Here is a 25,166-nt window from a genome sequence, read left to right as displayed (position 1 = left end):
ATCAATTTTATATCTAATAGCTAGTTAATAAATCAAGATAATTATCCATTATTAAAATAAGCAAGGAATGCAAAGATGCTGGACAATACAAGCCTTACCCATAATCATCCTTATACCAAAGTGGCCATTATCGGTGCCGGTTTTGGCGGGATAGCGATGGCAATACGTTTACAGCAGCAAGGTATCCATGATTTTATTATTTTAGAAAAAGATAGCGATTTTGGTGGAACCTGGCGCGATAATCAGTATCCTGGAGCGGCCTGTGATGTGCAATCACATATGTATTCCCTTTCCTTTGCACCCAAAACTGACTGGTCAAAACGCTATGCCGAAGCACCAGAAATTTTCAGCTATATTCAAGATTTAGTCAGTGATTATAATCTTCGGGCTTTTGCTCGGCTCAATACTGAAGTACTCGGGATTCATTATCAGCAAGACCGATGCTTATGGCAGATCCATCTGCATGATCAAAGCATTCTGGAAGCTCAGTTTGTAGTATTTGCCTCTGGCCCTTTACATGTTCCTCAAATTCCCCATATTGCGGGCATTGAAAAATTTAAGGGTAAAATCTTTCACTCTTCTCACTGGGATCATCATTATGATCTCAAGGGGAAAAATGTCGCATCGATTGGGACTGGTGGCAGTGCAATTCAATATATCCCTGAAATTGCACCCGAATGCAAACAGTTATATGTCTTGCAGCGTACTGCGGCTTGGGTCATTCCACGAGATGAACGCCTATATCATGACCTGGAAAAAAAGCTGTTTTCCAAATATGAATGGTTCCGCAAGTTACACCGTATTCGGCTGTACTGGTCTAATGAATCGCGTGTGGTGCCTATCGTTAAACCAGCTGTTATGAAATATGCCCAGAAACTGGCTGAAGCTTATATTCGCTATCAGGTCAAGGACAAGGAAACTGCCAAGAAATTGACCCCAGATTACATCATGGGCTGCAAACGGATTCTGGTGTCTAACCAATATTTCCCTACCTTTAACCGTAAAAATGTGGAACTGGTGACTGAAGGTATTCGTGAAGTGACCGAAAACAGTATTATTACTGTAGATGGTAAAGAACGTTCGATCGACTGCCTGATCTACGGTACCGGATTTATTACCGATCCAAGAATTTATCTGAAAAATTTCGATTGCACTGGCCTGAATGGCATTCACTTGAATGATGTCTGGAAAGATGGTGCCGAAAGCTATTATGGGATCTGTGTTAAAGGTTTTCCGAATCTGTTTCAGCTATTAGGACCGAATACTGTGCTGGCACATAACTCAGTGCTTTTTATGATTGAAGCCCAAGTAAGTTATATCCTGCAAATGATCGCCCTAGTGGATCAATCACATAGTGATGCGATTGTGGTCAAAGATCAGGTACAGGAAAAATTCAACCAGGATGTCCAACATATGCTAGACAATACGGTCTGGCAATCTGGCTGCGTTAGCTGGTATCAGCAGGAAGGCGGGAAAAATTTTGCCTTGTGGCCCACTTATACCTGGAAATACTGGCTCAAAACCAAAACCCTTAATACAGCAGATTATTATTTTTTAAATAAAGCCAGTTAAAAGCCCTTCACATTCATAGGGCTAGCGATGGCATAATAAAGACTGATTTATCATACTTTTTTATTATGCAATCGCTTTGGTTAGTATCCCAGCTTCTGGTCTGTTTAGCGCTTGGTTTTGTTTTTGCAAAACGGCTTCCTGCTTCACTCACGAAAATATGCTTTAAGGTTCTACCATATTTTAGTTATATCTTACTGGTCGCTATTGCTTTTGAGTTTTCTGGGCTTCTGACGGAATTACCTCACCCTGCCCAGATTCTAAATACCTCTATTACAATTGCTTTTCTCACCTCTATTGGGGCATTTAGCTGTTGTTATCTGCTATTTAAATGGGCAGATTTTCAACCTTCTTCTGGACGAGTCTCCACTGAGCTAGTGATTAAATCACTGATTAATATCAGTTATGCATTCTTCGCCTTAGCTGCTGGGTACTTGCTGCATTATAGTTTCACTCAAATGGGTCTTTCTGTTCAGATCAGCACCTGGCATTTATTACTGGTCTTTATGTTTCTGATTGGACTGGATCTTGCCTACTCACCACTTGATCGCTCATGGTTGAACTGGAAAATCCTGCTGGTCCCAACAGGTTGTATTGCTGGTTCATGCGTGGCAGCAATTGCCTATTCTTTCTGGAATCCGGATATTCATTTAAAAGACCTGATTATGCTGTCACAAGGTTATGGTTTTTATTCAATGTCGGGTGTTGTCGTTACAGAACTAAGAAATGCGGAACTCGGCAGTATTGCCCTGATGAATGACCTGTTTCGGGAAATTTTTGCGATTTTACTGATGTATTGTGCCGGCTGGCGTTACCCAAGATCAGCAATTTCTGCTGCAGGTGCGACTGCGATGGATGTGACTTTACCCATGGTCAAACAGGCCTGTGGCAATGATTTTATTCCACATGCCATGGTGAGCGGTTTTATTTTATCTGTATTGGCGCCAGTAGCGGTAAGTGTGTTGGCGGTAATTTAAAAATCCCTCCCGACCTCCCTTTTAAAAAGGGAGGAGAAGTCCCCCTTTCATAAAGGGGGATTTAGGGGGTTTAATTAGAAATAAAAATAAACTGAGGAATATTAAAAATTCAAATCAACCCTACTCAATGAATCCCCTACTGTCTCCATCATTTCTGAAGCGAGTTCTACAATATCTATGCTATCAAGGCCTGACATCCAGTCCCATGAACCCGACTGTGCCTGTTGTTTGTATTTTTCCTGCTGTTCGAATTGATCTGCTATTTTTTCCATCTCCAGCCTTTGTTCTAGCATTTTTTGTTCTGGTGTCTTTATTATTCTCATTTGAAATTCCTTTTTATTTTTATACAGCTTTTCTCAATGTATAAAAAAAGCCGTTCATATGAAAGGCTTTTTATCGGGTAGTAGAAATTACAATGTTGCCAGAATATCTTTTAAGGTTTGACGAGGATTTTCCGACTTTGTAATTGGTCGACCAATCACCAGATGTGTTGATCCATCCAGCATTGCCTGTTTTGGTGTCACAATACGTTTTTGATCGTCTGCATTTGAACCTTCAGGGCGGATCCCAGGAGTGACTAGTGCAAAGTCTTGTCCAATAGTTTCACGCAGCATTTTCGCTTCTTGTGCGGAACAGACCACCCCATCTAGGCCACTGTCTTTACTCAGTTGAGCCAGATGTTTTACATGTTCATTAGGCTCGATATCCAAGCCAATATCTTTCAGGTCTTCACGTCCCATTGAAGTCAGCACAGTTACCGCAATGAGTTGAGTCTTATAGTTACCTGCTTTTAAACGCTCAACGCAGGTCTCCATCATTTTACGACCACCTGAAGCGTGGACATTGACCATCCACACCCCCAAGTCTGCCGCGGCACATACCGCTTGTGCAGTGGTATTCGGAATATCATGGAACTTCAGATCTAGAAACACGTCAAAACCTTTGTCCTGAAGTGCTTTTACAATGATAGGACCTTCATGAGTAAATAACTCTTTGCCCACCTTTACTCGGCATAAGGCAGGATCGAGCTGCTCTGCAATCGTTAAGGCATCAAATTGACTTTTAGCATCCAGTGCAACGATGATACTCATGAGAAGACCCTTCAAATTGACAAAATTAAACCATTATACGGATTAGCCCTATAACAACCAAGAATATTTTCGCAAAAATGATTTTTTGATTCAAATTAAGTCATTTATTTATATAATTTTTATATATTTCTTCTAAATATAATTTAGCAATAAAAAACGCCTTAGAAGCTAAGCTAAAAGGCGTTTAATCAAAACAGGCGAAGTAAAAATTCGATAGATTACTTCGACTTCTCATTTTCGTTTAAAGCGGTGCCGATGGCCTGTCATTAGAATTAATATCTAATACTGTTTTCTCATGTCGTGTATGAGCCGCCGCTTCTGCTGCCATCATCTTTGCAGTATTCAACTGTTCCTTACGTAGATGCTCAATATCTTTACGTAGTCGCTTAATTTCCCAATTGCTCTGAAAAACGCGGAAAACCTGCACACCGAGTAACAAGCCAACCACTATTCCTAAGGAAAGAGTCAAAAGGAGCAATAACCCTAAGCGCATTGCAGGAACTTGAGTAAATAACAAGTCCACTGAGACCTCAGTACCGTTTTGCAACACCAAAGCTAATGAATAGCCAAAGACGAGCAATAAAAGAATGACCAGAACGTAACGCATGAACACCCCGTAAATATCTTGTTTATTTGTTTGCAGATTCGTTTACTGCATCACGAAGTGCTTTACCTGGCTTAAAGTGTGGAACAGCTTTTGCTGCAACTTCAACAGATTTACCAGTTTTAGGATTACGACCCACACGAGGCTCACGATGATGCAATGCAAAGCTGCCAAACCCGCGAATCTCAATACGGTTATCAGATGATAAAGCTTCAATCATTTGATCAATCATAATTTTAACTGCTTCTTCCACTAAAGGTTCAGCCAAATGCGGATTCTTTAGCGCGATGCGCTCTATTAAGTCAGACTTATTAAGTGCTTCAGTAGTCATCTGCGACCTCTTTAATTATCAAGCTACTCGGGATCTATTTTCCGATAATAACCTGTTTAAATACAAAACGGTAGCGCAATAATTAAATACTACGCTACCGTTTACAGTATTTGTGTAAAAAGTATTACTTAACTTACATTAACAATACAATTCACCATCTACTCTTAGTGATTCATTTGCGCTTTGATCAAGTCACCAATAGTTTTAGGACCATTGTCTTGACCAGCAGCAGCTGTTTTCAGATTCGCAACAGCTTCTTTCTCTTCAGCTTCGTCTTTCGCTTTGATAGACAAGTTGATAGAGCGAGATTTACGATCTACATTGATAATCTTAGCTTCAACTTCTTGACCAACTTCAAGGAATTTAGTTGCATCTTCAACGCGGTCGCGGTTGATTTCAGATGCTTTAAGAGTTGCTTCAACTTCATCAGCTAACTTAACAGTAGCGCCTTTAGCGTCAACTGCAGTTACAGTACCTTTAACAAGCGCACCGCGTTCGTTAGCAGCTAAGAAATCGTTGAACGGATCGCTGTTCAATTGTTTGATACCAAGGCTGATACGGTTGCCTTCAGCATCTACAGACAGGATAACTGCTTCAACAGTGTCACCTTTCTTGTAACGACGAATCGCTTCTTCGCCTTGTTCGTTCCAAGAGATGTCAGACAAGTGAACTAGACCATCGATACCGCCTGGTAAACCGATGAAGATACCGAAGTCAGTGATTGACTTGATAGTACCTGAAACTTTTTCACCTTTGTCGTGGTTCTTAGCAAACTCTTCCCATGGGTTAGCACGAGTTTGTTTGATACCAAGAGAAATACGACGACGCTCTTCGTCTACTTCAAGAACCATAACATCAACTTCGTCACCGATCTGAACTACTTTAGATGGGTGGATGTTTTTGTTAGTGTGGTCCATTTCTGAAACGTGTACTAAGCCTTCAACGCCTTCAGCGATTTCTGCGAAACAGCCGTAGTCAGTCAGGTTAGTTACGCGAGCTTTAACGATAGAACCTTTAGGGTAACGGCTCATGATCGCTAACCATGGATCTTCGCCTAATTGTTTAAGGCCTAAAGATACGCGGTTACGTTCGCGGTCGAATTTAAGTACTTTAACAGTAACTTCTTGACCCACTTCAACAACTTCTGAAGGGTGCTTGATGCGTTTCCAAGCCATATCAGTGATATGAAGAAGACCATCGATACCGCCAAGGTCAACGAATGCACCGTAGTCAGTAAGGTTTTTGATAGTACCAGTAACTGTTTGACCTTCTTCAAGCTGAGCAAGAAGCGCTTCACGGTCAGCTGAAGATTCAGCTTCCATAACAGCACGACGTGAAACAACAACGTTGTTACGTTTAGCGTCAAGTTTGATTACTTTGAATTCTAACTCTTTACCTTCCAAGTGAGTAGTATCACGGATAGGACGAGTATCAACTAAAGAACCTGGAAGGAACGCACGAACTGGACCGATGTCAACAGTGAAACCGCCTTTAACTTTACCAGAGATAACACCAGTAACGATTTCGCCGTCTTCAAAGATTTTTTCAAGTTTAGTCCAAGTCTCAGCGCGTTTAGCTTTTTCGCGAGAAAGAACTGTTTGACCCATACCGTTGTCAAGTGCTTCAACAACTACGTCTACAGTGTCGCCAACTTGAACTTCAAGTTCGCGCTGTTCATTTAAGAACTCAGCACGGTCAACAACGCCTTCAGATTTAAGGCCAGTGTCAACAGTTACCCAATCAGAGTCGATGCTTACTACAACGCCTTGGATGACTGCACCCTTTTCAACGTTGAGGTTTAATTCGCTTTCTTCAAAGAGGGCTGCAAAAGATTCGGTCATGATATATCCGATAAAGTCAGCGGTCTTGGATCAGACAAGGCCGGTTTAATTAAGCATCTACATAGTCCATATAAAACTGATCAAGCTATGCGTCTGCTGAAATAATAGGGTTATTGAGCTAATTGCTGATCCACATACGTAGTCATCAGCTTGAATACTTCATCGATATTCAAATCTGAACTATCGATAATGTACGCATCAGCAGCAGGTTTGAGCGGAGCGACAGTGCGTTCCATATCTCGTTTATCCCGCGCTTCGATATTAGCTAAAATGTCGTTTATTTTAACATCCAGCCCCATACCCTGCAACTGCTTTACACGTCTTTGCGCACGGGATTCAGCCGAAGCTGTCAAATAAATCTTGGCCTGTGCCTCTGGGAAGATACTGGTCGCCATATCGCGGCCATCTGCCACCAGACCAGGAGCTTGAGCAAAAGCATGCTGACGGGCTACCAAAGCGGTTCTAAGTTCAGGAATTGCAGCAACTTTTGAAGCATACTCACCGACCCGTTCAGTACGGATAGTTTGGGAGACATCTTCACCATTCAGCCATACCTGAACACCTGATTCAGTACTGACAAACCGGATGTCCAAATTTGTTGCAATTTGTACGCATTCAGCCAGTTTAGTATCCAGTTCATCGAGTAAATTATGGTGATGCAATGACAGTCCTAACAAACGATACAAAGCTCCTGAATCCAGTAAATGAAACTGGTAATGTGCTGCCAGTTTTGCAGCCAGTGTGCCTTTGCCAGATCCGCTTGGACCATCAATGGTAATAATTTGAACTGTCATTACTTTCCCGTTATTTATACAGATTTTGCAAGTTTTGCGAGGCCTAGTTTAATCCCTGTCTTGAGCTGTGCAAGAATTAATTTACTGACAAATGGAAGACGTGCCTGCAATTCTATCGTATAAGTCACCAGACTTTTGTTATCGTCCAATGCTTCAAACTCAATAATACCCAAATGATGTTTAATCAAAGGATTCTTTACGATCTTGTATTCAATACGGGAGTTCGGCTCTAGCAAGGTAATTTGCTCTTTTAGCGGCTTGACTGGACCTAAACCCATGCTACGCACAGAACCCACACCATCTGGGCGCTCAGGGTCTGCCGAATCCTTGATTCGTTCCACCTGCATTGGTGCAAAAGCCACGTTATAAGCATCGTGTTTAGACAGCAATTCAAAAACCTTATCAATCGCTGCTGGGAATTCTTTTTTTACCTGAATCGCATTTTTCATTTTTCTTTTTCCTGAAAATAAATGATTTTAAAGTGAGCAAAGTTTAACGAATTAGATTCAATTTATTTATGAGCATTCAGTAATTTTTCTTGCAATTTCAGCTGGCGTTTTTGTTCACGACGCAACTTAAAAAATGCACTGAGCTGTTCAGCACACTGCTGCTGCATACAGCCCGAGTCAAATGGAAATACATGATTATAGTAGCCGGTCTCAAAAAGCTTGCGTGCACTCACCAAAGAACCTGCTTTGGGCTCAGTCGCACCAAAGACGACCCGTGAAATACGCGAATGTACCAAAGCCCCTACACACATGGTGCAAGGTTCTAAAGTGACATAAAGAACAGCATCTTCAGGCAGGCGGTAGTTTTGCAGTTTCTGACAGGCTTCACGTAATGCTACGATTTCAGCATGGGCAGTCGGATCATTTAAAGAAATAGGCGCATTGTAGCCACGGCCAATAACTTGATTTTGACTGACAATCACAGCTCCTACAGGAATTTCACCCTGCTCAGCCGCAAGTGCAGCCTGCTCATAAGCAAGCTGCATCCAGTATTCATCGGTAAATTGTGTTTCGGACATTCAGACTTAAATCACACCATAGTACTTGAGTAACTCATTCCAGCTTTCAATGGTGGTCACTGGTGGATTCTGAGACAGAATACCTTTCAGGCTTAAATCACTCCCTTTTTGCCATTCTGGAGACAGATCTTTATCGACCAGACGTGCACGCACGCCTTCAACAAAGTCAGGATGACGGATTTTCCAGTTTGAAATCTGGGTTTCCAGTTCGAAAATTTCATTCCAGGAATGAACCTGTTTACCCCATTGCCATAATAACCAGCTTAGAGCAGCGGTTGCAGGTGAACCTTTTTGCAGGTTTTCGCTGGCCTGACGCAACCAGTCACTGCGCGCATCACTTAAACCAATAATCGATTCATAATCGTGCTCGAAGTTTACGCCACGACATACACTGTGGATTACATCCAGTGAGTTTTGCAAAGGACCCGGGCCTACCGGACGGTGCATGCTGTTCAAGGTGTCATCAATCGCACGGAAATCCCCAGCTGGATAATGTTCCCAGTCTATATTTACGACCTTATCTAATACTGAATCACGCTGTGCATCACAGATATGAGTCGCCCAGCCAATACCGTAAGCACCCGCAGCAGTCATAATGGAACCCGTTAAACCTGTAAACAGGCCAATCGCTCCACGGTCTGCCAGGAAGCGGGTCGCACCCACATCTGGATATAAACCAATATTAATCTCAGGCATGGCCAGACGTGAATACGGCGTCACCAAACGGAATGGAGCCGCCATAAACAGGCCTAAACCACCACCCATCACATAACCTTCACCCCAAACCAATACCGGCTTGGCATAGTTATGCAGCAATAAATCTAGCGCATATTCCTGTTCAAAAAACTTATTGGCGGTTGCCACTTCATCATTAATTACTAACTGACGCAGCTTACGCACATCGCCACCGGCACAAAATGCTTTAGGTGTAGTTGAATCCAGCCAGATCGCTTTTACGCTGTCATCTGTATGAAAGTCCTGAAAAATTTCCAGTAGTGCAGAGACAAGAGATTCATCTAAAGCGTGTAATGATTTTGGACGATTCAGGCGAACAATGCGCCAGCCATTGTTGGCTTGTTCAACAATCAGGTCCGGATGGTAAGGTTTAGTTACAGGAGAATAAGTCATGCGTCCAGCTGCCAATCTATAGGCTCAATGCCATGTTGTTTGAGATAATTATTCGTTTTCGAAAAAACTTTACAACCAAAAAAACCACCGCGGTTTGCTGACAAAGGCGAAGGATGTGCCGCCTTTAAGACCAGGTGTTTATTTTGATCAATGCGCTGTCCTTTACGCTGTGCGTATGCGCCCCAAAGAATAAAAACGATATGTTCACGCTGTTCATTCAATACATCAATGACGTGATCTGTGAATTCTTCCCAGCCACGTTTCTGATGTGAAGTTGGCTGTGCTGCCTCTACAGTCAGTACAGCATTGAGCAGAAGTACACCCTGTTCCGCCCAATGAGTTAAATCACCATGTTTAGGGATTTTTACGCCTAAATCATTGTGTAACTCATGAAAAATATTACGTAAAGATGGAGGTAATGCAACCCCTTTTTGCACCGAGAAGCTTAAACCATGCGCCTGATTCGGGCCATGATAAGGGTCCTGACCAATAATGACCACTTTGACCCGGTCTAATGGCGTTGTATTCAAAGCATTAAAAATCAGGTGATTCGGTGGATAAATCACTTTGTCTGCTTTTTTTTCTTCAATTAAAAACGTTTTTAACGCATCCATTTTTGGACTCAATAAAAACTCACTGAGTCCATATTTCCAGCTGTCATCTAACTGAACTTTATTCAGTTTCGCAATTTGCTGTTCATTTAAAGACATGCTTCAATCCTAAATCTATGTCAGTCTGCGTTTATATTTGAATTTTTAAGGCTGGACTTGCAGTTCCACAGCCGGATTATGAAATGGAAGACCCTGTTTCAGTTTCACAAACATCTCTGGATCTGTCCATTCTGCCCGCACCTGCTCCGAGAATTCAATCTGTTCCAGGCTAAGTGGACCCATCTGTTCATTCTGGATATCTTCCAGGAAACTTTGCGCATAGCCTGTATCAGTTTCATGGACAATCACAGAGTAAACTTCAACATCCCCTTCACCATTCTGAGTAATGGTGGATGCCAATACCTGCTGAGCCAGAAAGAAGAAAATACGTGAAAACTGTTCTGCAGATGGCGAAACCGGCAAAGATACCCAGCGTGCACTAAAGTTTTTACATGCCTGAATATATTCAGGATCATCTTTTTGCCAGAAACAGATCGCATGGTCAAAAGAATCAAAGAAATCCTTAATCACCCCTTTGAGCAGACCAAAATCATATACCATCTGGCCATGATCCAACTTCGACGCTTTCAGCAATAACTCGACTTTATAACTGTGACCATGGATCGAACGTTTACAGCGATCCGAGGTGCAGTTACGCACAATATGAGCATTTTCAAACTTAAATAACTTACGAATTAACATATGCCGTAATGTCGTCAAAAAATAGGTGAATTAATTTCAATTATAAAGCAAAAGTAAACCTATGAGGATTAATTTTGCAGTTCATCATGATAGGGAAAAGGGATTAAGGCTACGCGAATCAAGTTCAAGAAATGAGAGCATTCTAAAATGGTGATATTTTAAAAAGGCGCCATGCTTCGATAGGCAACATAAACCTTTTTGTCCTGCCGCACTAGATCACTACTAAACTGACGTTTACGTTCACTCAGCATCACTTCGATACGTGCTTTAAAGTGATTGGATTGCACCCCAAGCAGGTTATTAAACAGGTTGTGTTTGGCTGCATCCACCTGAGCAAAGGGTTCTAGTGTCCAGAGATCAGCCACATTGGAAAAATATTCCAGATTTGCCTGACGGCGATCCAGCAATTGCTGCACAGCATTCACATCCAGCTTTTCATCCATGCTCGCCAAAAGAAATGCAGATGCGGTATTAATATTGACTGTACTGTCTTCTACAGGCGCAGCACTGAGATAAGGTGCGATTAGTTTGTACTTGTTTTCTTCAAAGCCTCGTACCAGTTTCAGCTCTTCAACGTTATGAAATTTGGCATTCGGAGGTAGGGAACCATTCGGCAAGCCCTGATAATAATTAGATTCTGCACCCATTGGGCCACTTGGCATCTCATCTTCATCCTGCCAGTCGATCACGGCTTCACTCAACTGCTCTGGCAATCCAGCACGTTTTAATATCAGCTCGAACCAGGCTTTAGCATTTTCATTCACCGTGCCTTCAGCTGTAATCAGGCTATTTAAATTAAACTTACCCGACTCATCTTGCAGTATTCCCGAGACATAACCATCTTCAACCGGAAAAGCTGGCATCGGCTGCGCCCAAGTTTCATTTAAATGATCAACTTCAGCAGCATTCTCTGCGTCATCAACTAGCAATTCAGAAAAAAACGCTTCAGCACTTTTGGCATACATCAAAGACTGGTTTTGTCGCATTAAATAAGCGGTACTTTCAGCAGTTGCAGCCTGACGTTTAGCAATAGTCGCAGCCAAAATAGTTGCAAGAGCCACCATCACTAGAATGGTAATCAGAGCAATCCCCTTCTGCTGTTTGATCATTATTGCTTTGTTCATCTGCATTTTATTATTCTTTGTCAGGTTAATTTTTGGGTTTCAAGCAGGAAGTCTGTATTCAATAAACTGAAAATCCACTCATAACTGACCCCATTAACCATTAAGTTAATTTTAATGCCTTTGGGTAAACGCTGTTTTTGCTCAATCTGATTTAAATCAAAAGATGAGTCTGGCCATTGGGTCATTTCATTTGGATTAAGTACTACGATCTGAAACTGCTCAACATCGGACAACAACACACTGGATTCAGGTTGATCACGCCCGGTCTGGTTTAAATTCCGGTATTTCAGGCGATAGAGTTTTTGTTCATCTGCCCGGTACTGATATTCAACCCGCTCATCTGGAGAAACCCCCTCTTCCAGAGGATCGGTGACTCCAGTCTTACTAAAGTTAAAACGCCCGTTTTGCAAAACCAGTGCCGGCTGAATATCACCATTAATATTGGCCGTTAAAGGCACCGCCTGCACCGTATCACGCAAAATCTGCTGATAAGTATCTTGCAACTGACTTAAGCGCTGTTCATGCACCGCATTACGGTCTTTGGTTTGTACAATATAATCAAATACTTTCCAGCCTAGAGCAGAGAGTACGGCGAAAATAGCAATAGCAACCAGTAGTTCGACCAGCGTAAATCCCTTAGACTTCATGGCGCTTCATTCATCCGGTGATTAAAGAACATCAAGCTGCTAATTCCATTTTCTGCCTGACCGGTTTCAGTGTTGACCAGACTCACTTGTAATTCAATGCGTTGTACATTAGGACTTACAGTGGGTTCACTGCGCTTATCAATTTGCCAGGTTTCGCCCTGTTGAGTGAGTTGTTTAGATTCTGTACCAGTAAGCCACTGCTGATTAATTTCCATCAGTGCCGCTTCATTCAAGGCAACAAACTGGGCTTGGGTTCTCAAAATGGCATTCGAAGTCGATTGGGTATATTGCATAGCAACTTTAGTCAGGGTCATGGCTGCTGTGGCAAAGATCGCCAGCGCGACCATCACTTCCAGCAAGGTAAATCCTGAGGCACGATTAAGTCGAGTAATCCTCGACCTGAGCGGCATTATCGCGCAAAAAAGTCCGAAAGCTGTGCTTGAGGAGCCGCGATGAGTGAAACGCTGTTTCACCGCTGCGCAAGACGAAGAGCTATACTCGGATTGCGCACGATCAGCATTTGACTTAAACGGCTTGATTACATCAGCTTCGGCACTCTGCTTGAAAACCCTAGCTTTCATGGACTTTACCCAAGTGATCAATTTCAATCGGATTGCCCACTACACGATCTTCCAGATAGAACTGGATTCTGACCGGTTTAACTTCACCATTGCCTAACCAGATCAGCTTGGGTGCATTGGCTTCAGTAAGATCCCGATTTTGGGCATTATTATAACGCTGCTCTAAAGACTGAATCCGGAAAGAGACCTGCTCTGGCAAATTACGCAGATTAAACTCCGCATAGCTTTGCCATTTCTGCTGATTTAAAGTGGGTTCTGCTGGATTAAGGGCGCGATATTCCACGACCCCGTAGCGAAATGGTGAAACATCAGTGGCAGCCTGAACATCAAGCGCAAGAATACGAGACTGATCATTGGATTCCCGCAAGATTCTTTGCAAATCCAGTAACAGGACTTCCCGCGCCTGCATTGCCTTGCGCTGATCTACCCCACTAATATTGAGCACGACCAGTGACGCCATAATACTCATAATCACAATCACCACCATCACTTCGATTAGAGTGAATCCACGAATGGAGGCGTGATGTGATCTGATCATAGGCAACTCTTAGGCGAACTGCTCGGCAGGATGGACCTGTTTCGGTAAAGCTAAAGCTTGATCAATAAGGGCAACGCGCAAGGTATCGCGTGAACCGAGATAGCGCTGATAAAAACTGGAGTTCAGAATCGCAGCTGCACCATGGGTCATCGACCAAATTGAGGCCAGATAATCACGCACCGACATGCTGCTATTGATTGAAGCCAGATAGCTTTCCGTCATACGAATAATCAGGCGTAAACGCTGTTTGCGCACCTGATAAAGTTCGCTAAACAGATGCTGAATTCCAACACCTGTTGTCGAAAGACGTTCTTCAATCTGATGAAACAGGACAGTACGTTCAGGGTGATGCAGATGGTGCAACATAAAGAAAGCCAAATGTTCAGGAAAAGCCTTGTCACTATCCTGAATCATTTCCAGCAACATGCGCTCATTACGAATAATCAGCAACATGTACAATTCATCTTTGCTCTGAAAATGCTTATAAAGAGTGCCTTTGGCCAGATCCAGTTCTGCTGCCAGTGCATCCAGGGTCATCCCGGCTTCACCATTTTCTAGCAGTAACTGTTCTGCAACTTGAAAAATCAAGGTTTCTCTTGCTCGAAACTGAGCCTGACGATCCATCTTCACCCTATAACTCTCTTGTACTCTTATCTAACTTTATTTACTTTGAATTCAGAAGATTCTCAAAGTTCTGCTTTGTGATATAAGCCATTTCTTCTAGCGACTTATCATATACATCGCAAAGCGCTTTGGCTACATAAGGAACGTATTTTGGTTCATTAGATTTGCCACGATATGGCATTGGAGCAAGGTAAGGACTATCCGTTTCGATTAAAACCCGATCAAGTGGAACCTGTTTGGCAACGTCACGCAAATCCTGGGCATTTTTAAAAGAAACAATACCTGAGAAAGACACATAATAACCGCAGTCTAAAACAGCTTTAGCGGTTTCCCAGTCTTCGGTAAAACAGTGCAAAATGCCATGGGTAGATTTCTCTGCACGGATAATATCAACCGTGTCATGCTTGGCAGAACGGGTATGCACGACGACAGGTTTTTTCACGATTTGTGAGGCATGGATATGACGGGCAAAACAGTCTTTTTGCTCGGCAATAAAATCGGTGCTGTGATAATAATCGAGTCCCGTTTCACCCAGTGCCCAGACTTTTTCAGGCTGTGCCAGTTCAACCAGATATTCAGTGGTCGCACGCGCCATCGTCGCAGCATCTTCGCAAGGATGTACACCGACGGTATAACCGACATCAGGATGACGGGCCGCGATTTTCGCCAGCTCGATATGATCATCCAGATCCACCGAGATACTCATAAACTTGGATACGCCTGCTTCACGGGCCTGAGCGAGCGCCTGATCCAGATCACCGTTATAAGGTGTTAAATCAAGCAGGGTTAAATGGCAATGAGTATCTACAAACACAATGAGTTCCTACCGAAGGTAAATTAACTACATAGTGTAACTTTTACGTCCATCAGATTTAAGACCCGCAACCAGACGATCGGCTTCATTTTTGAAGAAAACGCCTTTTTCACCAGTGAGCTGAATCCCAAAACCTTGTGGCTTGATGCCATTCTGCTTTTGAGACACCCAGATTACTTTTCCGGTTAATGGAATTTTCTGCGTCTGTTCAGGTAAAGTCGTCAAAACAAAAACTTCTTCACCTAATTTTACTGGCTGCTTGGAAGGAATAAAAAGTCCACCACCTACAACATATGGCATATAACTGGCAAATAATGTTTCAATATCCGGAATATTGGCCTGAATAATACCGCCCATACGTGGTTGCATCTTGTTTTCCCCTTAAGCTAAAGATTCATCAGCTTGATACACAATTCATCGAGCACCAGATTACTTTGTACGTTCTGCTCTAGGTATTGTTTGGCTCGCTGAAAATCCTCATAAATTTTAAAAAGTGTTTCCAATGAATATTGTTCGGCCAATACACTAAAGTCCAGATCAATGTTTTTTACGGCCTGATTTAGCTTGACACAAATTAAATCGGACAACAAGTATTCAAACATTTGACCAAATTCACCAAAACTCAGGCTTTTATTCCATTTGGTCGCAATTGCCATTGGCGTATTTTTTTGAATGACCAGTTTTTTCCAGTCTTCCATGAATTCCTGACGTAGTGGCAGCCATGAACTTTGTGCAACCTCAATCGCTTGCAAAGGCATCTGATTGGATAAATTCATCAATAACTGCTGCTGGCTCGAACCTGCTTCAGGTAACTGCGCCTCTACATATTCACTGAATTGCACCGATGAAATCCGGTCTAAGGCAAAATGCTGTAAACGACTGCGGATAGTTGCAGGTAATTTCAGATAATGGTCCGCAAGCAGAATAATGACAATATTTTCACCCGGTTCTTCCAGAGTTTTCAGCAAGGCATTAGAAGAGGCAATATTTAATGCTTCAGCGGGTTCAATGACAATGACGCGCCAGCCATCAACGGTCTGCTGTACAAAAGGAAGAAGATCACGGATTTTTTCAATTTTAATTTTGGCATTCTGTTTTTTATTGTCTTCATCAGTACTGATATAGACGTAATTCGGATGGGTATCCGCTTTCAGCCACTGACAGCTACCACACTCACCGCATGGCCCATCAGGCTGACGGTTCAGGCATAAAACCCAGGCCAGAAACTGCTGGGCAAAGGCTTCTTTACCACAGCCTTTTTTTCCATAGAATAACAAACCATGCCCAAGCTTAGGAAAACGCCCGGTTAGCGTATCCCAAACCTGTTGCTGCCATGGATAAATCTGTGCATTGACATCAAGCGGCATGGAGAATTCTCAAATTAAGCAAAAGAAGATGGATCCATCTGGTTTAAGCGATCCAGATCTTCCTGCGTATCAACACCTGGCGGTAAATTGGCTTCTGCCACAGCAATGGCAATACGGTGACCATTTTCCAGTACACGTAACTGTTCTAAAGATTCCAGTTTTTCCAGCACACCCATTTCCCAGGTTACATATTCCTGTAGCAGTTTCACGCGGTAAGCATATAAACCCAAATGACGATAAGCCCGATCATGCAGTTTTTGTTCAGTCAGCTTGGCACCATCACGGTCATAAGGAATCATAGCGCGACTAAAATACAATGCCTGATTGTGCTTAGACATCACAACCTTAACAATGCTGTCACGCTTGAATTCCTCTAAATGATGAATTGGCTCACACAGAGTAGACATTGAACAAGCCGGTTGATCTTCTAAGAGTTGCGCGACCTGTTTAACTAACTGGGCTGGCAATAAAGGTTCATCACCCTGCACATTCACGATAATGTCATCACTCGCCCAACCCTTGATTCGAGCGACTTCACTCAAACGATCCGTACCTGAGGGATGATCTGCTGAAGTCAGGACCACATCCACGCCTTCAGTACGGCAGACTTCAGCAATACGTTCATCATCTGTCGCCACACACAGGTCATCAAAGCCCTGTACTTTTTTAGCCTGATCCACGACACGCAGAATCATTGGACGACCATGGATTTCCAGCAAAGGTTTACCCGGCAAACGTGAACTGGAGAAGCGTGCAGGAATAACTATATGTTTCATCGTAAATAAACCTTAGGAAATAGAAATACCCTGTTGCTCTAATTGCTGCTGCAATATTGTATAACAGGCAGGTGACAAGACTGCATCGACTGGCACCACCCAGATATCGCGCTGATAATCTGGATACTGTTTGAGTAATGCCATAATTTTAACTGCATCTTTTTCAGTCGTAATGATCGGGCTATTATCATCAAATTGCAGATCTTCAATTTCATAATCATGATGGTCTGGAAATTCGTGACACTGGAATTGTTGCAGCCCCAGATATTCTAGCGTTTGATAAAAACGCTGTGGAAAACCGATGCCGACTACTGCATAAAAAGCCGCAGTTGGATCAAAGCTTTTGATGACATCTTGTTGATTTAATAGATAGGGCTGAGAGGCTGCAAGATGCATATGCAAAGGCGAAACTGGATTTGCTGCATGTTCAATCACGGTACCTTTTTCCAACCGGGTAACGGGTTCACGCAGATAACCTTCAGGTAAAAGTTTCTGGTTACCCAAACCACGGTTATTGTCCAGCACAATCCATTCGATCTGATGATTTAAAGCCCAGTGCTGCAAGCCGTCATCACAAATGATTAAATCCAGTCTATGCTTTTCTAGCAGAAGCTCAATGCTCTTCTGGCGATTTGGCCCCACAGCCATCGGCACACCAGTCGCTTGGACAATTAAGGCTGGTTCATCACCTACCACTTCAGGCAAGGTATTTAAATCGACATAAGCAGGAAAAGGACCTTTACCACCATAACCTCGGCTGATCACACCAATCCGTAGGCCTTTTTCAGTGAGGTAATCCACCAGATGAATCAGCAAAGGTGTTTTACCACTACCGCCTACGGTAATATTCCCAATCACCATTACTGGAATAGGTGCGGTATAGCTTTTTTTGATCCCTTTTTGGTAAAGCCAGTGATTGCTGACAAAACCCAAACGGTAAAGCCATGACAAAGGACGCAGCACAACCAGCCACTTTGCCTGTGTATTCCAAGCATCCTGAATGATCTGTGCCAAAGCCATGACTTAATGTTCCTCAAAATTACGTTGGTGCAGCTGATAATAAGCACCTTGACGTGCAATTAGCTCAGCATGATTACCCTGCTCTATAATACGACCCTGATCCATTACGACAATGCGGTCGGCATTTTCAATTGTTGATAGACGGTGGGCAATCACAATCGTAGTCCGATCTTGCATCGCCTGATCAAAGGCACGCTGAATAAAGTATTCAGATTCATTATCCAGCGCACTAGTCGCTTCATCCAGAATCAGAATCGGTGCATTTTTCAAAATGGCACGGGCGATGGCAATACGCTGACGCTGACCACCTGACAGATTCAGACCTTGAGCACCCAGTGGCGTATCATAACCTTGTGGCAAGGCCATAATGAAATCATGGGCATAGGCGGCTTTTGCCGCTGCAATGATTTCTTCATCACTCGCATTTTCTAGCTGGCCATAAGCAATATTTTCACGAACAGTACGGTTAAACAGCACTACCTGCTGGTTTACCATTGCGATTTGGGTACGTAAAGCAGTCAACTCATAATCAGTAATCGGTTTTTGATCCAGCAAAATTTGCCCGGATGAAGTTTCCTGATAACGTACCAACAGATTCACCAGCGAGGTTTTACCTGCTCCTGAACGCCCAACCAATGCTACAGTCTCGCCCGCTCTCACTTCCAGGTTAAAGTCATGAATCGCATGGTGACCATCGCCATAAACCAGATTGACATCTTTAAAGTGAATGTTGCCTTTTAAGGCATCATTGAGCTTGCCGGTATTATGTTCTTCAGGCATATCTAGCAATTCGAATACAGAATGTGCGGCCGCCATACCACGCTGAATTTTTTCATTCACATCAGTTAATGTCTTGATTGGTCGTGCCAACATGCCTGCAGCTGTAATATAAGCAACAAATTCACCCGCAGTCGTATCTCCCAGAATTTGTGGGCGCAACGCAATATACATCACGATACTGAGTGAAACTGACATGATCAACTGTACCACTGGACTGTTCAGCTGCTGTACTGCCACCATTTTCAAACCACGGCGCAGGTTTTCCAAAGAATTTTGTTTAAAGCGTTCCTGCTCATAAATCTGACCACCAAAACCTTTAACGATCAGATTGGCATTTACCGTTTCCTGAACCACATGGTTTACGTCACCCATGGTGTCCTGAACCTGTTGTGATAGCTTGCGCATCCGTTTTGAAGCTTTACTGATCACAAAACCAATCACAGGTCCAAAGATCAAAATACACATGGTTAAACGCCAGTTGGTATATAAAAGATATCCCAATAAGGCAATCGTGATCAGACCTTGCTGAATGATCGTTCTAAGTGCTTCAGTTGAGGCTGCAGTGAGCTGCTCAACGTTATACATAATTTTGGCCGTAATATGACCACTGGTATTGTCCAGAAAATATTGCGCAGGCAAACGCAATATTTTGGCAAAGACTTCCTGACGTATATTAAATACCAGATTACGCGAGATGACCGCCGTATAATACCCACCGAGGAATAGGCCTAGACCCCGAAAGAACATCAGTACTACCACTAAGAATGGGAAAAGTAAGGTGAAACCCTGGTCTCTGTTTTGAATCGCCTCAATAATATATTCCAGTAATTTGGCTACAGAAACTTCTGTCGCCGCATTAATAGAGAAACCAAGCAGGACAATTAAGGCTGTGCCCCAAAATGGTTTTAAATAGCTTAAAAGGCGAAGATAGACCTTAAAATCGTGCTTCACTAATAACCTCGAGTTGGTACTTTCGTACTGATGTTGACATTGACAAAGCCAAGTTGCCCTGCAACGTCCATGACACGAATAACATCCTGATGTGTCGCTTTTGCATCAGCGGCAATGACAAACATTAAATCACGACGTTCATTCGAAATCTGTTTAATTGCCGTATTTAAATCTGCTGCGTCTTTACTGGCAATAGACTGACCATTCACGGCATAGTGACCATTGGCATCCACAATCACTTCAATTTTCTGGTCAAAATTCTTTGGCGGTACACCTTGCGCATCTGGGAGCGTCAGGTTCATTCGGCTCATCTGGTTAAACGTGGTTGAAAGCAGCAGAAAGACCAAAATAAATAACAGGCAATCAATCATGGGCGTCAGATTGATATGTACATCTTCCACCTGGTTACGTTTAAATTTCATGCCACTGCTCCTAACTTGCTTTCTTGATGCGTTCTTCTACATCATCTGAAGCATTTAAATAGAACAGGTTGGCATGAAATAACGTTGCTTGCTGCTCAAGTTCCGCCACATATTCCTGAACCAGACGCTGGAAATAACGATGTGCAAATAAAGCAGGAATAGCAATCAGCATACCCGCTGCTGTCGTGATCAGTGCTTTGGAAATACCGGGCATCATTAAAACCGGGTCACTATTAGTACCGACATCAATCATTAAGAATGATTCGATAATCCCAATGACTGTACCCAGCAAACCGAGTAAAGGCGCTACTGCACTCAAAGTACCCAGAAAATTAATATTCTTTTCCAGATAGCCTATTTCCTGTGAAGCTACCACTTCCATCTGGGCACGAGCATATTGCTCAGACTGGTGACACGCTTCAAAACCAGCTGTAAATACACGACCCAAAGTACTGTTTTTTAAAGCTGAACTTTGCTGCAACTTTTGCATGGCTTGGTCTGCATTTTGTGCAGGACCCATCAGAAGTGAGTTGGGCAGTACCAGACTCTTTTTTAAACGAATGAAACGCTCAACTGAAATCGCCAACATAAATATCGAACACAATACCAGCGGCAGCATCAACCAGCCGCCTGCTTTAACCAATTCCCACATCTGATTTATTCCCCAATAAAAACAAATTTTAAATTAATTATTCATCGCCCAGGATTGAAAGAATCCCGTCCAGCTCTTCTAAAGAATGATAGCTAATGACCAGTTTGCCTTTCCCTTGCTTGTTGTAGTCAATTTTAACATCCGCACTAAAGCGCTCAGACAGACGCTGAGTCAACTGCTGAATGTCCGGCGCAATCGCTGCTTTTGGTTTTTCTGTTTTCGGTGCATTGTAGTCGCGTACCAACTGTTCGGTTTGGCGTACTGACAGGCTCTTTTCAATGACCATCTCAGCAACTTTAAGCTGATCTTTAGCCTTCAAAGTCAGGATGGCACGTGCATGTCCCATATCCAGCAGGCCCTGCTGCATAAAGTCTTTTACTTCTTCAGCCAGAGTTAGCAGACGCAGTAGATTACTTACTGTAGTACGTGCCTTACCGACGGTATCGGCAATTTCCTGATGGCTTAAACCAAACTCGTCATGGAAACGCTGCAAAGCCATCGCCTGATCAATCGGGTTCAGGTCCTGACGCTGAATGTTTTCGATTAAAGCTAATGCAATTGCGACCTGATCATTCAGCTCACGCACAATCGCAGGAACTTCAGTCAGACCTGCTAACTGTGCCGCACGCCAACGACGCTCACCCGCAATAATCTCGTATGGATAGCGTTCATCATCGACCGGACGGATCACGATTGGCTGCATGATGCCATGCTTTTCAATCGATGCGGCCAGTTCCTGCAGATCCTGCTCATTGATATAGCGACGTGGCTGATATTCACCACGTTTCAGCAGATTGACATCAATCTGTTTCAACTGACCATGATCAAGACCTTGTGCTTCGAGTTGTAATTTTTCTTTTTGAATTGATCCCAGCAAGGCATCTAAACCACGACCTTTGGCGAGTCCACGTTTCTTGACGGTCATGCTTTACTTCCTTTTTTCACTTTGCTTTTCTTTAATACTTCAGCTGCCAGATTTAAGTAAGCAACTGCACCCTTTGAACTTTTTTCAAAATAAATCACTGGTAGACCATGTGCCGGCGCTTCAGCCAGACGGATATTACGTGGAATCACGGTTTCATAAAGTTTTTTACCAAAATATTGCTCTAACTCTTCTGAAACATCACGGGTCAAGGCATTTCGTGCATCATACATAGTACGCAATACACCCACGATCTGCAGGTCTGGATTAAGTGCCTGCTGAATCCGGTCGATGGTTTGTGTCAGATCAGCCAGACCTTCGAGAGCATAATATTCGCATTGCATCGGAATAATCACGCCATCCACCGCTGCCAGTGCATTTACGGTGATCAGGCTTAAGCTTGGTGCACAATCAACAATGATATAGTCGAATGAAGATTCAATTTCCTGCAAAGCTTCACGCAAAATGAATTCACGGCCTTTCTGCTCGGCAATCGCCAGCTCCACACCAGCCAGATCACGGTTTGCCCCTAAAACCTTGTATCCGACTTCAGCCTTAGTAATCGCAGTTTCAATCGGCACTTCACCCAGCAATACATCAGTCACTGAATACAGCAGGTCATTTTTCTGAATCCCCGACCCCATGGTCGCGTTACCTTGAGAATCCATATCCACAAGCAAAACGCGTTTTTTTAGCACAGCGAGAGATGCCGCCAAATTTACTGCGGTTGTGGTTTTACCGACACCACCTTTCTGGTTGGCAATCGCAATAATTTGTGCCATGTTGACCCCGATCCTTCAAAAATTTTAAATACGTTTTAATAGAAGTAAATGACGTTGTTCGTCCAAGCGCGGAACCTTCAGTTCAATAATCTGACAGCTAAATTCATCTTTTAATGCTGCCACTTCCTCTTCAGGAATCAAACCTTTCATGGAAGCAATAATACTCTGCTCATGCATATACGGTTTAGACGCATTCACAAAATCTGTCAATGAAGCAAATGCACGACTGGTAATCACATCAAACTGACCCAGCTCATTGATACTGTCTTCATTTTCCACACGGGTTTGTACTGCAATGACATTTTTTAATTTTAGGTCTGCAATAAACTGCTTCAGAAAACGAATTTTTTTACCGTTTGAATCCAGTAGTACGCAATCACGCTCAGGCTGACATAAAGCAATGATCATGCCCGGCATACCACCACCAGTTCCGATATCGAGCAAACGACCTGCAGGCAAATCCTTCAAAATACTCAGACTGTCAAGCAGATGCTTAACCAGCATTTCCTTAGGATCACGGATTGCAGTCAAATTGTATGCTTTATTCCACAGTACCAAAGCGTCCTGGTACTTGAGTAATAAATTTAAAGCTTCATCAGACAGCTCTAAACCTAAAGCCTGGCTACCCTGCTTTAGTTCTTGAAAAAACGTGTGCATAAACAATCAACGCTCGAAAAAGTTAAGTGGAAGTATACCGTTTTCTCTATATTGGCACAGTAGGGAGTGCTTAGTGAATATTCACTTAAGCAGACTTCCCTTCACGGATCATTAAATCCAGTGCATTCAAACGCTCAGGCGTTCCCACATCCACCCAAATACCTGTCAATTTAGAAGCAGCAATCTTGTTTTCCAGCATTGCTGCTTTTAATAGTGGTGCTAAAGGACGTTTTCCAGCCTCTAAGCCTGCAAACATTTTCGGATGAATCACTGATACACCGCTAAAAGTCAGATTTTCACCACTGATCTGCTGATCAAAGATATAAGCCTTGCCGTCTGCAAGTGTGAAATCACCGTTTGGATGCTGTTCCGGGTTTTGTACCAATACCAGATGTGCCAGATTTTCACCCAGCTCAACATTCAATAAAGGTGCAAAGTCCATGGTTGTCCAGACATCACCATTGACCAGAATGAAAGGTTCATCACCAAGCAGTGGTAAAGCATTAATAATACCACCGGCTGTTTCCAGACCTTCACCTTCATGTGACCATAAAATCTTGACACCAAACTGTGAACCGTCACCCAACGCCTGAGCCAGTTTTTCACCTAGCCAGGCAGTATTGATGACAATTTCATTCACGCCTATCGCCGCCAGTTTTTCAATATGCCAGACAATTAATGGTTTGCCACCCACTTCCAGTAAAGGTTTTGGCGTATGCAAAGTTAAAGGACGCATGCGGTTGCCCAAGCCAGCCGCGAGAATCATCGCTTTCATTTAGGCCGCTACCTCGTATGAACCATATTTTGCTTCAAAGACAGGCATGACTTTTTCATGAATAAACTGCATAAATGGTTGTAATTCTGGATAGTCTTTGGTTTCTTCCAGTAGATACCACATCACACGTGGCAGGTCTTTTAGATAGCCAGATTTACCATCTCGCTCAAACAAGCGGACAAAAATACCTAAAATCTTGATATGACGCTGAATCGCCATCATATCCGCATCTTTTTTAAACTGTTCGAAATCACGGTCCTGTTTTGCAGCTGCTGGCAATAGGTCATAGAACACTTTAAACCAGCGATACACGCGATCTGCATTCCACTGTACATAAGCATCACGGGTAATAGAGATCAGGTCATAGGTATCAGCACCAATCACTGCATCCTGAAAATCAATCACACCCAGTTCGGTTTCATTTTCGATTTTCATCAGGTTACGGCTATGAAAATCACGATGCACAATGACTTGTGGTTGTGCCAAAGCAGCATTCGCCAGAATCGCAAATGTGCGCTTGATCAGCGCAGACTCTGATTCTGTTGGCTGAATTTTTAGAGCAGGCAGCATCCAGTCAGTCAGCAGCTCCATTTCAGAAATCAGCTTCTCATAAGAATAAGCAGGAAACTGACCTTCTCCCGGAATGGACTGTAGCTGAATCAGCTGTTTAAAACTTTGCTCATAATAGGTATCAACCGTCTGATCATTCAGCAAATTTGATAACAGCACATCACCAAAATCTTCGAGCAGCAAAAAGCCATTTTCCAGGTCTTTGGCCACGATGTGTGGAACACGTACGCCATGGGCATCAAAAAATTCATCAATCGTCACAAAAGGCACACAATCTTCTTTTTCTGGTGGTGCATCCATGAGCATAAATGTTTTATTATTCAGTTTGATTCGTGCATAACGACGAAAACTTGCATCGCCTGCTAAAAAATGTGTTTCAAATTGATCTGAACCGAGTACAGAAGCAATCCAAGATTGTATCAATTGTTCGCGTTGAGTATTCATTTGCAA

The 25,166-nt window shown here is 43.0% G+C and carries 31 protein-coding genes; 2 read left to right on the top strand and 29 right to left on the bottom strand.

The genetic code is table 11. From position 1 onward, the window contains the following. The first annotated feature begins 75 nt into the window (after positions 1–75). On the top strand, positions 76–1,572 hold the full coding sequence (locus AC4MCD_RS05925) for a flavin-containing monooxygenase (protein ID WP_419364904.1): 1,497 nt from the start codon (positions 76–78) through the stop codon (positions 1,570–1,572). 65 nt (positions 1,573–1,637) lie between these two features. Then, a complete protein-coding gene (locus AC4MCD_RS05920) occupies positions 1,638–2,546 on the top strand; it encodes a LysO family transporter (RefSeq protein WP_419374609.1) in 909 nt (302 codons plus the stop codon). A 101-nt stretch (positions 2,547–2,647) separates the two neighbouring features. Here the strand turns inward: AC4MCD_RS05920 and AC4MCD_RS05915 are convergent, their stop codons facing one another. The 29 genes from AC4MCD_RS05915 to AC4MCD_RS05775 form a co-directional block, all read right to left on the bottom strand. Further along, on the bottom strand, positions 2,648–2,869 hold the full coding sequence (locus tag AC4MCD_RS05915) for a hypothetical protein (RefSeq protein WP_005236122.1): 222 nt from the start codon (positions 2,867–2,869) through the stop codon (positions 2,648–2,650). An 87-nt stretch (positions 2,870–2,956) separates the two neighbouring features. Continuing rightward, complete coding sequence (gene pyrF / locus AC4MCD_RS05910; RefSeq protein ID WP_419364909.1) at positions 2,957–3,637, bottom strand: orotidine-5'-phosphate decarboxylase; 681 nt, start codon at positions 3,635–3,637, stop codon at positions 2,957–2,959. 241 nt (positions 3,638–3,878) lie between these two features. Further along, positions 3,879–4,244 carry a lipopolysaccharide assembly protein LapA domain-containing protein gene (locus tag AC4MCD_RS05905; protein ID WP_005236124.1) on the bottom strand — a complete coding sequence of 122 codons (366 nt, stop codon included), beginning with the start codon at positions 4,242–4,244 and terminating at the stop codon, positions 3,879–3,881. A 22-nt stretch (positions 4,245–4,266) separates the two neighbouring features. After that, positions 4,267–4,572, bottom strand: coding sequence for an integration host factor subunit beta (locus tag AC4MCD_RS05900; RefSeq protein ID WP_005097312.1), 306 nt, complete (start codon positions 4,570–4,572; stop codon positions 4,267–4,269). A gap of 164 nt (positions 4,573–4,736) precedes the next feature. Then, positions 4,737–6,413 carry a 30S ribosomal protein S1 gene (gene rpsA, locus AC4MCD_RS05895; protein ID WP_004783987.1) on the bottom strand — a complete coding sequence of 559 codons (1,677 nt, stop codon included), beginning with the start codon at positions 6,411–6,413 and terminating at the stop codon, positions 4,737–4,739. 110 nt (positions 6,414–6,523) lie between these two features. After that, a complete protein-coding gene (gene cmk / locus AC4MCD_RS05890) occupies positions 6,524–7,207 on the bottom strand; it encodes a (d)CMP kinase (protein WP_166139451.1) in 684 nt (227 codons plus the stop codon). A gap of 14 nt (positions 7,208–7,221) precedes the next feature. Further along, positions 7,222–7,656 carry an SRPBCC family protein gene (locus AC4MCD_RS05885; protein ID WP_004783989.1) on the bottom strand — a complete coding sequence of 145 codons (435 nt, stop codon included), beginning with the start codon at positions 7,654–7,656 and terminating at the stop codon, positions 7,222–7,224. A 62-nt stretch (positions 7,657–7,718) separates the two neighbouring features. Beyond that, positions 7,719–8,234 (bottom strand): tRNA adenosine(34) deaminase TadA, encoded by a 516-nt coding sequence (gene tadA, locus AC4MCD_RS05880; RefSeq protein ID WP_491876742.1) that lies wholly within the window; start codon positions 8,232–8,234, stop codon positions 7,719–7,721. A 6-nt stretch (positions 8,235–8,240) separates the two neighbouring features. Further along, positions 8,241–9,362: an enoyl-CoA hydratase/isomerase family protein gene (locus tag AC4MCD_RS05875; RefSeq protein ID WP_419364915.1), complete on the bottom strand. Its 1,122-nt coding sequence runs from the start codon at positions 9,360–9,362 to the stop codon at positions 8,241–8,243. Then, positions 9,359–10,072 (bottom strand): uracil-DNA glycosylase, encoded by a 714-nt coding sequence (ung, locus tag AC4MCD_RS05870; RefSeq protein ID WP_004783992.1) that lies wholly within the window; start codon positions 10,070–10,072, stop codon positions 9,359–9,361. Before ung ends, AC4MCD_RS05875 begins: the two co-directional genes overlap by 4 nt. A gap of 45 nt (positions 10,073–10,117) precedes the next feature. Then, positions 10,118–10,714 (bottom strand): 6-pyruvoyl trahydropterin synthase family protein, encoded by a 597-nt coding sequence (locus AC4MCD_RS05865; protein WP_491876741.1) that lies wholly within the window; start codon positions 10,712–10,714, stop codon positions 10,118–10,120. Positions 10,715–10,872: 158 nt separating this feature from the next. Next, a complete protein-coding gene (gspK, locus tag AC4MCD_RS05860) occupies positions 10,873–11,844 on the bottom strand; it encodes a type II secretion system minor pseudopilin GspK (protein WP_491876740.1) in 972 nt (323 codons plus the stop codon). 14 nt (positions 11,845–11,858) lie between these two features. Beyond that, positions 11,859–12,485, bottom strand: a complete 627-nt coding sequence (gene gspJ / locus AC4MCD_RS05855; RefSeq protein ID WP_419364920.1) for a type II secretion system minor pseudopilin GspJ — start codon at positions 12,483–12,485, stop codon at positions 11,859–11,861. After that, positions 12,482–13,066 (bottom strand): type II secretion system minor pseudopilin GspI, encoded by a 585-nt coding sequence (gene gspI / locus AC4MCD_RS05850; protein WP_180014261.1) that lies wholly within the window; start codon positions 13,064–13,066, stop codon positions 12,482–12,484. Before gspI ends, gspJ begins: the two co-directional genes overlap by 4 nt. Continuing rightward, complete coding sequence (locus tag AC4MCD_RS05845; RefSeq protein WP_125279026.1) at positions 13,056–13,604, bottom strand: type II secretion system protein; 549 nt, start codon at positions 13,602–13,604, stop codon at positions 13,056–13,058. Before AC4MCD_RS05845 ends, gspI begins: the two co-directional genes overlap by 11 nt. Positions 13,605–13,613: 9 nt before the next feature. Beyond that, positions 13,614–14,228, bottom strand: coding sequence for a TetR/AcrR family transcriptional regulator (locus AC4MCD_RS05840; protein WP_419364926.1), 615 nt, complete (start codon positions 14,226–14,228; stop codon positions 13,614–13,616). Between the two features lie 40 nt (positions 14,229–14,268). Continuing rightward, positions 14,269–15,042, bottom strand: coding sequence for a TatD family hydrolase (locus tag AC4MCD_RS05835; RefSeq protein ID WP_004783999.1), 774 nt, complete (start codon positions 15,040–15,042; stop codon positions 14,269–14,271). 27 nt (positions 15,043–15,069) lie between these two features. Beyond that, positions 15,070–15,411 (bottom strand): PilZ domain-containing protein, encoded by a 342-nt coding sequence (locus tag AC4MCD_RS05830; RefSeq protein WP_004784000.1) that lies wholly within the window; start codon positions 15,409–15,411, stop codon positions 15,070–15,072. 17 nt (positions 15,412–15,428) lie between these two features. Further along, the gene (locus AC4MCD_RS05825) at positions 15,429–16,409 is read right to left on the bottom strand and encodes a DNA polymerase III delta subunit-related protein (protein WP_419374605.1); all 981 of its coding nucleotides are present in this window, start codon (positions 16,407–16,409) and stop codon (positions 15,429–15,431) included. Positions 16,410–16,423: 14 nt separating this feature from the next. Further along, positions 16,424–17,185, bottom strand: coding sequence for a 3-deoxy-manno-octulosonate cytidylyltransferase (gene kdsB, locus AC4MCD_RS05820; protein ID WP_419374604.1), 762 nt, complete (start codon positions 17,183–17,185; stop codon positions 16,424–16,426). Positions 17,186–17,197: 12 nt separating this feature from the next. Then, positions 17,198–18,205 carry a tetraacyldisaccharide 4'-kinase gene (gene lpxK, locus AC4MCD_RS05815; protein WP_419374603.1) on the bottom strand — a complete coding sequence of 336 codons (1,008 nt, stop codon included), beginning with the start codon at positions 18,203–18,205 and terminating at the stop codon, positions 17,198–17,200. A 3-nt stretch (positions 18,206–18,208) separates the two neighbouring features. Further along, entirely contained in the window at positions 18,209–19,936 is a 1,728-nt protein-coding gene (gene msbA, locus AC4MCD_RS05810; protein ID WP_419364931.1) for a lipid A export permease/ATP-binding protein MsbA, read from the bottom strand. Further along, the gene (locus tag AC4MCD_RS05805) at positions 19,936–20,358 is read right to left on the bottom strand and encodes an ExbD/TolR family protein (RefSeq protein WP_004784014.1); all 423 of its coding nucleotides are present in this window, start codon (positions 20,356–20,358) and stop codon (positions 19,936–19,938) included. The genes msbA and AC4MCD_RS05805 overlap by 1 nt, the downstream gene beginning before the upstream one ends. 10 nt (positions 20,359–20,368) lie before the next feature. Beyond that, positions 20,369–21,010 carry a MotA/TolQ/ExbB proton channel family protein gene (locus tag AC4MCD_RS05800; RefSeq protein WP_125279032.1) on the bottom strand — a complete coding sequence of 214 codons (642 nt, stop codon included), beginning with the start codon at positions 21,008–21,010 and terminating at the stop codon, positions 20,369–20,371. 37 nt (positions 21,011–21,047) lie between these two features. Next, positions 21,048–21,935: a ParB/RepB/Spo0J family partition protein gene (locus tag AC4MCD_RS05795; protein WP_004784018.1), complete on the bottom strand. Its 888-nt coding sequence runs from the start codon at positions 21,933–21,935 to the stop codon at positions 21,048–21,050. Then, positions 21,932–22,714 carry a ParA family protein gene (locus AC4MCD_RS05790; protein WP_004784019.1) on the bottom strand — a complete coding sequence of 261 codons (783 nt, stop codon included), beginning with the start codon at positions 22,712–22,714 and terminating at the stop codon, positions 21,932–21,934. The genes AC4MCD_RS05795 and AC4MCD_RS05790 overlap by 4 nt, the downstream gene beginning before the upstream one ends. A gap of 24 nt (positions 22,715–22,738) precedes the next feature. Beyond that, positions 22,739–23,371 carry a 16S rRNA (guanine(527)-N(7))-methyltransferase RsmG gene (gene rsmG, locus AC4MCD_RS05785; RefSeq protein ID WP_166139427.1) on the bottom strand — a complete coding sequence of 211 codons (633 nt, stop codon included), beginning with the start codon at positions 23,369–23,371 and terminating at the stop codon, positions 22,739–22,741. 85 nt (positions 23,372–23,456) lie between these two features. Further along, positions 23,457–24,146, bottom strand: a complete 690-nt coding sequence (murU, locus tag AC4MCD_RS05780) for an N-acetylmuramate alpha-1-phosphate uridylyltransferase MurU (protein ID WP_419364935.1) — start codon at positions 24,144–24,146, stop codon at positions 23,457–23,459. Further along, entirely contained in the window at positions 24,147–25,160 is a 1,014-nt protein-coding gene (locus AC4MCD_RS05775) for an aminoglycoside phosphotransferase family protein (RefSeq protein ID WP_419364937.1), read from the bottom strand. It abuts the gene before it with no gap. Positions 25,161–25,166 lie beyond the last annotated feature (6 nt).

This window comes from Acinetobacter sp. CAU_H_78 (genome assembly GCF_058599365.1).
This window is presented reverse-complemented; position numbering and strand designations above follow the sequence as displayed.

Coding starts and splice junctions, on each gene's coding strand:
- AC4MCD_RS05800 (WP_125279032.1), bottom strand. CDS start 21,010: ATGTGGGAATTGGTTAAAGCAGGCGGCTGGTTGATGCTGCCGCTGGTA.
- kdsB (WP_419374604.1), bottom strand. CDS start 17,185: ATGAAACATATAGTTATTCCTGCACGCTTCTCCAGTTCACGTTTGCCG.
- AC4MCD_RS05920 (WP_419374609.1), top strand. CDS start 1,638: ATGCAATCGCTTTGGTTAGTATCCCAGCTTCTGGTCTGTTTAGCGCTT.
- rsmG (WP_166139427.1), bottom strand. CDS start 23,371: ATGCACACGTTTTTTCAAGAACTAAAGCAGGGTAGCCAGGCTTTAGGT.
- pyrF (WP_419364909.1), bottom strand. CDS start 3,637: ATGAGTATCATCGTTGCACTGGATGCTAAAAGTCAATTTGATGCCTTA.
- tadA (WP_491876742.1), bottom strand. CDS start 8,234: ATGTCCGAAACACAATTTACCGATGAATACTGGATGCAGCTTGCTTAT.
- ung (WP_004783992.1), bottom strand. CDS start 10,072: ATGTCTTTAAATGAACAGCAAATTGCGAAACTGAATAAAGTTCAGTTA.
- AC4MCD_RS05900 (WP_005097312.1), bottom strand. CDS start 4,572: ATGACTACTGAAGCACTTAATAAGTCTGACTTAATAGAGCGCATCGCG.
- AC4MCD_RS05925 (WP_419364904.1), top strand. CDS start 76: ATGCTGGACAATACAAGCCTTACCCATAATCATCCTTATACCAAAGTG.
- AC4MCD_RS05805 (WP_004784014.1), bottom strand. CDS start 20,358: ATGAAATTTAAACGTAACCAGGTGGAAGATGTACATATCAATCTGACG.
- AC4MCD_RS05775 (WP_419364937.1), bottom strand. CDS start 25,160: ATGAATACTCAACGCGAACAATTGATACAATCTTGGATTGCTTCTGTA.
- AC4MCD_RS05825 (WP_419374605.1), bottom strand. CDS start 16,409: ATGCCGCTTGATGTCAATGCACAGATTTATCCATGGCAGCAACAGGTT.
- AC4MCD_RS05840 (WP_419364926.1), bottom strand. CDS start 14,228: ATGGATCGTCAGGCTCAGTTTCGAGCAAGAGAAACCTTGATTTTTCAA.
- AC4MCD_RS05790 (WP_004784019.1), bottom strand. CDS start 22,714: ATGGCACAAATTATTGCGATTGCCAACCAGAAAGGTGGTGTCGGTAAA.
- AC4MCD_RS05845 (WP_125279026.1), bottom strand. CDS start 13,604: ATGATCAGATCACATCACGCCTCCATTCGTGGATTCACTCTAATCGAA.
- AC4MCD_RS05875 (WP_419364915.1), bottom strand. CDS start 9,362: ATGACTTATTCTCCTGTAACTAAACCTTACCATCCGGACCTGATTGTT.
- AC4MCD_RS05885 (WP_004783989.1), bottom strand. CDS start 7,656: ATGAAAAATGCGATTCAGGTAAAAAAAGAATTCCCAGCAGCGATTGAT.
- murU (WP_419364935.1), bottom strand. CDS start 24,146: ATGAAAGCGATGATTCTCGCGGCTGGCTTGGGCAACCGCATGCGTCCT.
- gspJ (WP_419364920.1), bottom strand. CDS start 12,485: ATGAAGTCTAAGGGATTTACGCTGGTCGAACTACTGGTTGCTATTGCT.
- AC4MCD_RS05865 (WP_491876741.1), bottom strand. CDS start 10,714: ATGTTAATTCGTAAGTTATTTAAGTTTGAAAATGCTCATATTGTGCGT.
- AC4MCD_RS05830 (WP_004784000.1), bottom strand. CDS start 15,411: ATGCAACCACGTATGGGCGGTATTATTCAGGCCAATATTCCGGATATT.
- AC4MCD_RS05915 (WP_005236122.1), bottom strand. CDS start 2,869: ATGAGAATAATAAAGACACCAGAACAAAAAATGCTAGAACAAAGGCTG.
- rpsA (WP_004783987.1), bottom strand. CDS start 6,413: ATGACCGAATCTTTTGCAGCCCTCTTTGAAGAAAGCGAATTAAACCTC.
- gspK (WP_491876740.1), bottom strand. CDS start 11,844: ATGCAGATGAACAAAGCAATAATGATCAAACAGCAGAAGGGGATTGCT.
- cmk (WP_166139451.1), bottom strand. CDS start 7,207: ATGACAGTTCAAATTATTACCATTGATGGTCCAAGCGGATCTGGCAAA.
- lpxK (WP_419374603.1), bottom strand. CDS start 18,205: ATGGCTTTGGCACAGATCATTCAGGATGCTTGGAATACACAGGCAAAG.
- gspI (WP_180014261.1), bottom strand. CDS start 13,066: ATGAAAGCTAGGGTTTTCAAGCAGAGTGCCGAAGCTGATGTAATCAAG.
- AC4MCD_RS05795 (WP_004784018.1), bottom strand. CDS start 21,935: ATGACCGTCAAGAAACGTGGACTCGCCAAAGGTCGTGGTTTAGATGCC.
- AC4MCD_RS05905 (WP_005236124.1), bottom strand. CDS start 4,244: ATGCGTTACGTTCTGGTCATTCTTTTATTGCTCGTCTTTGGCTATTCA.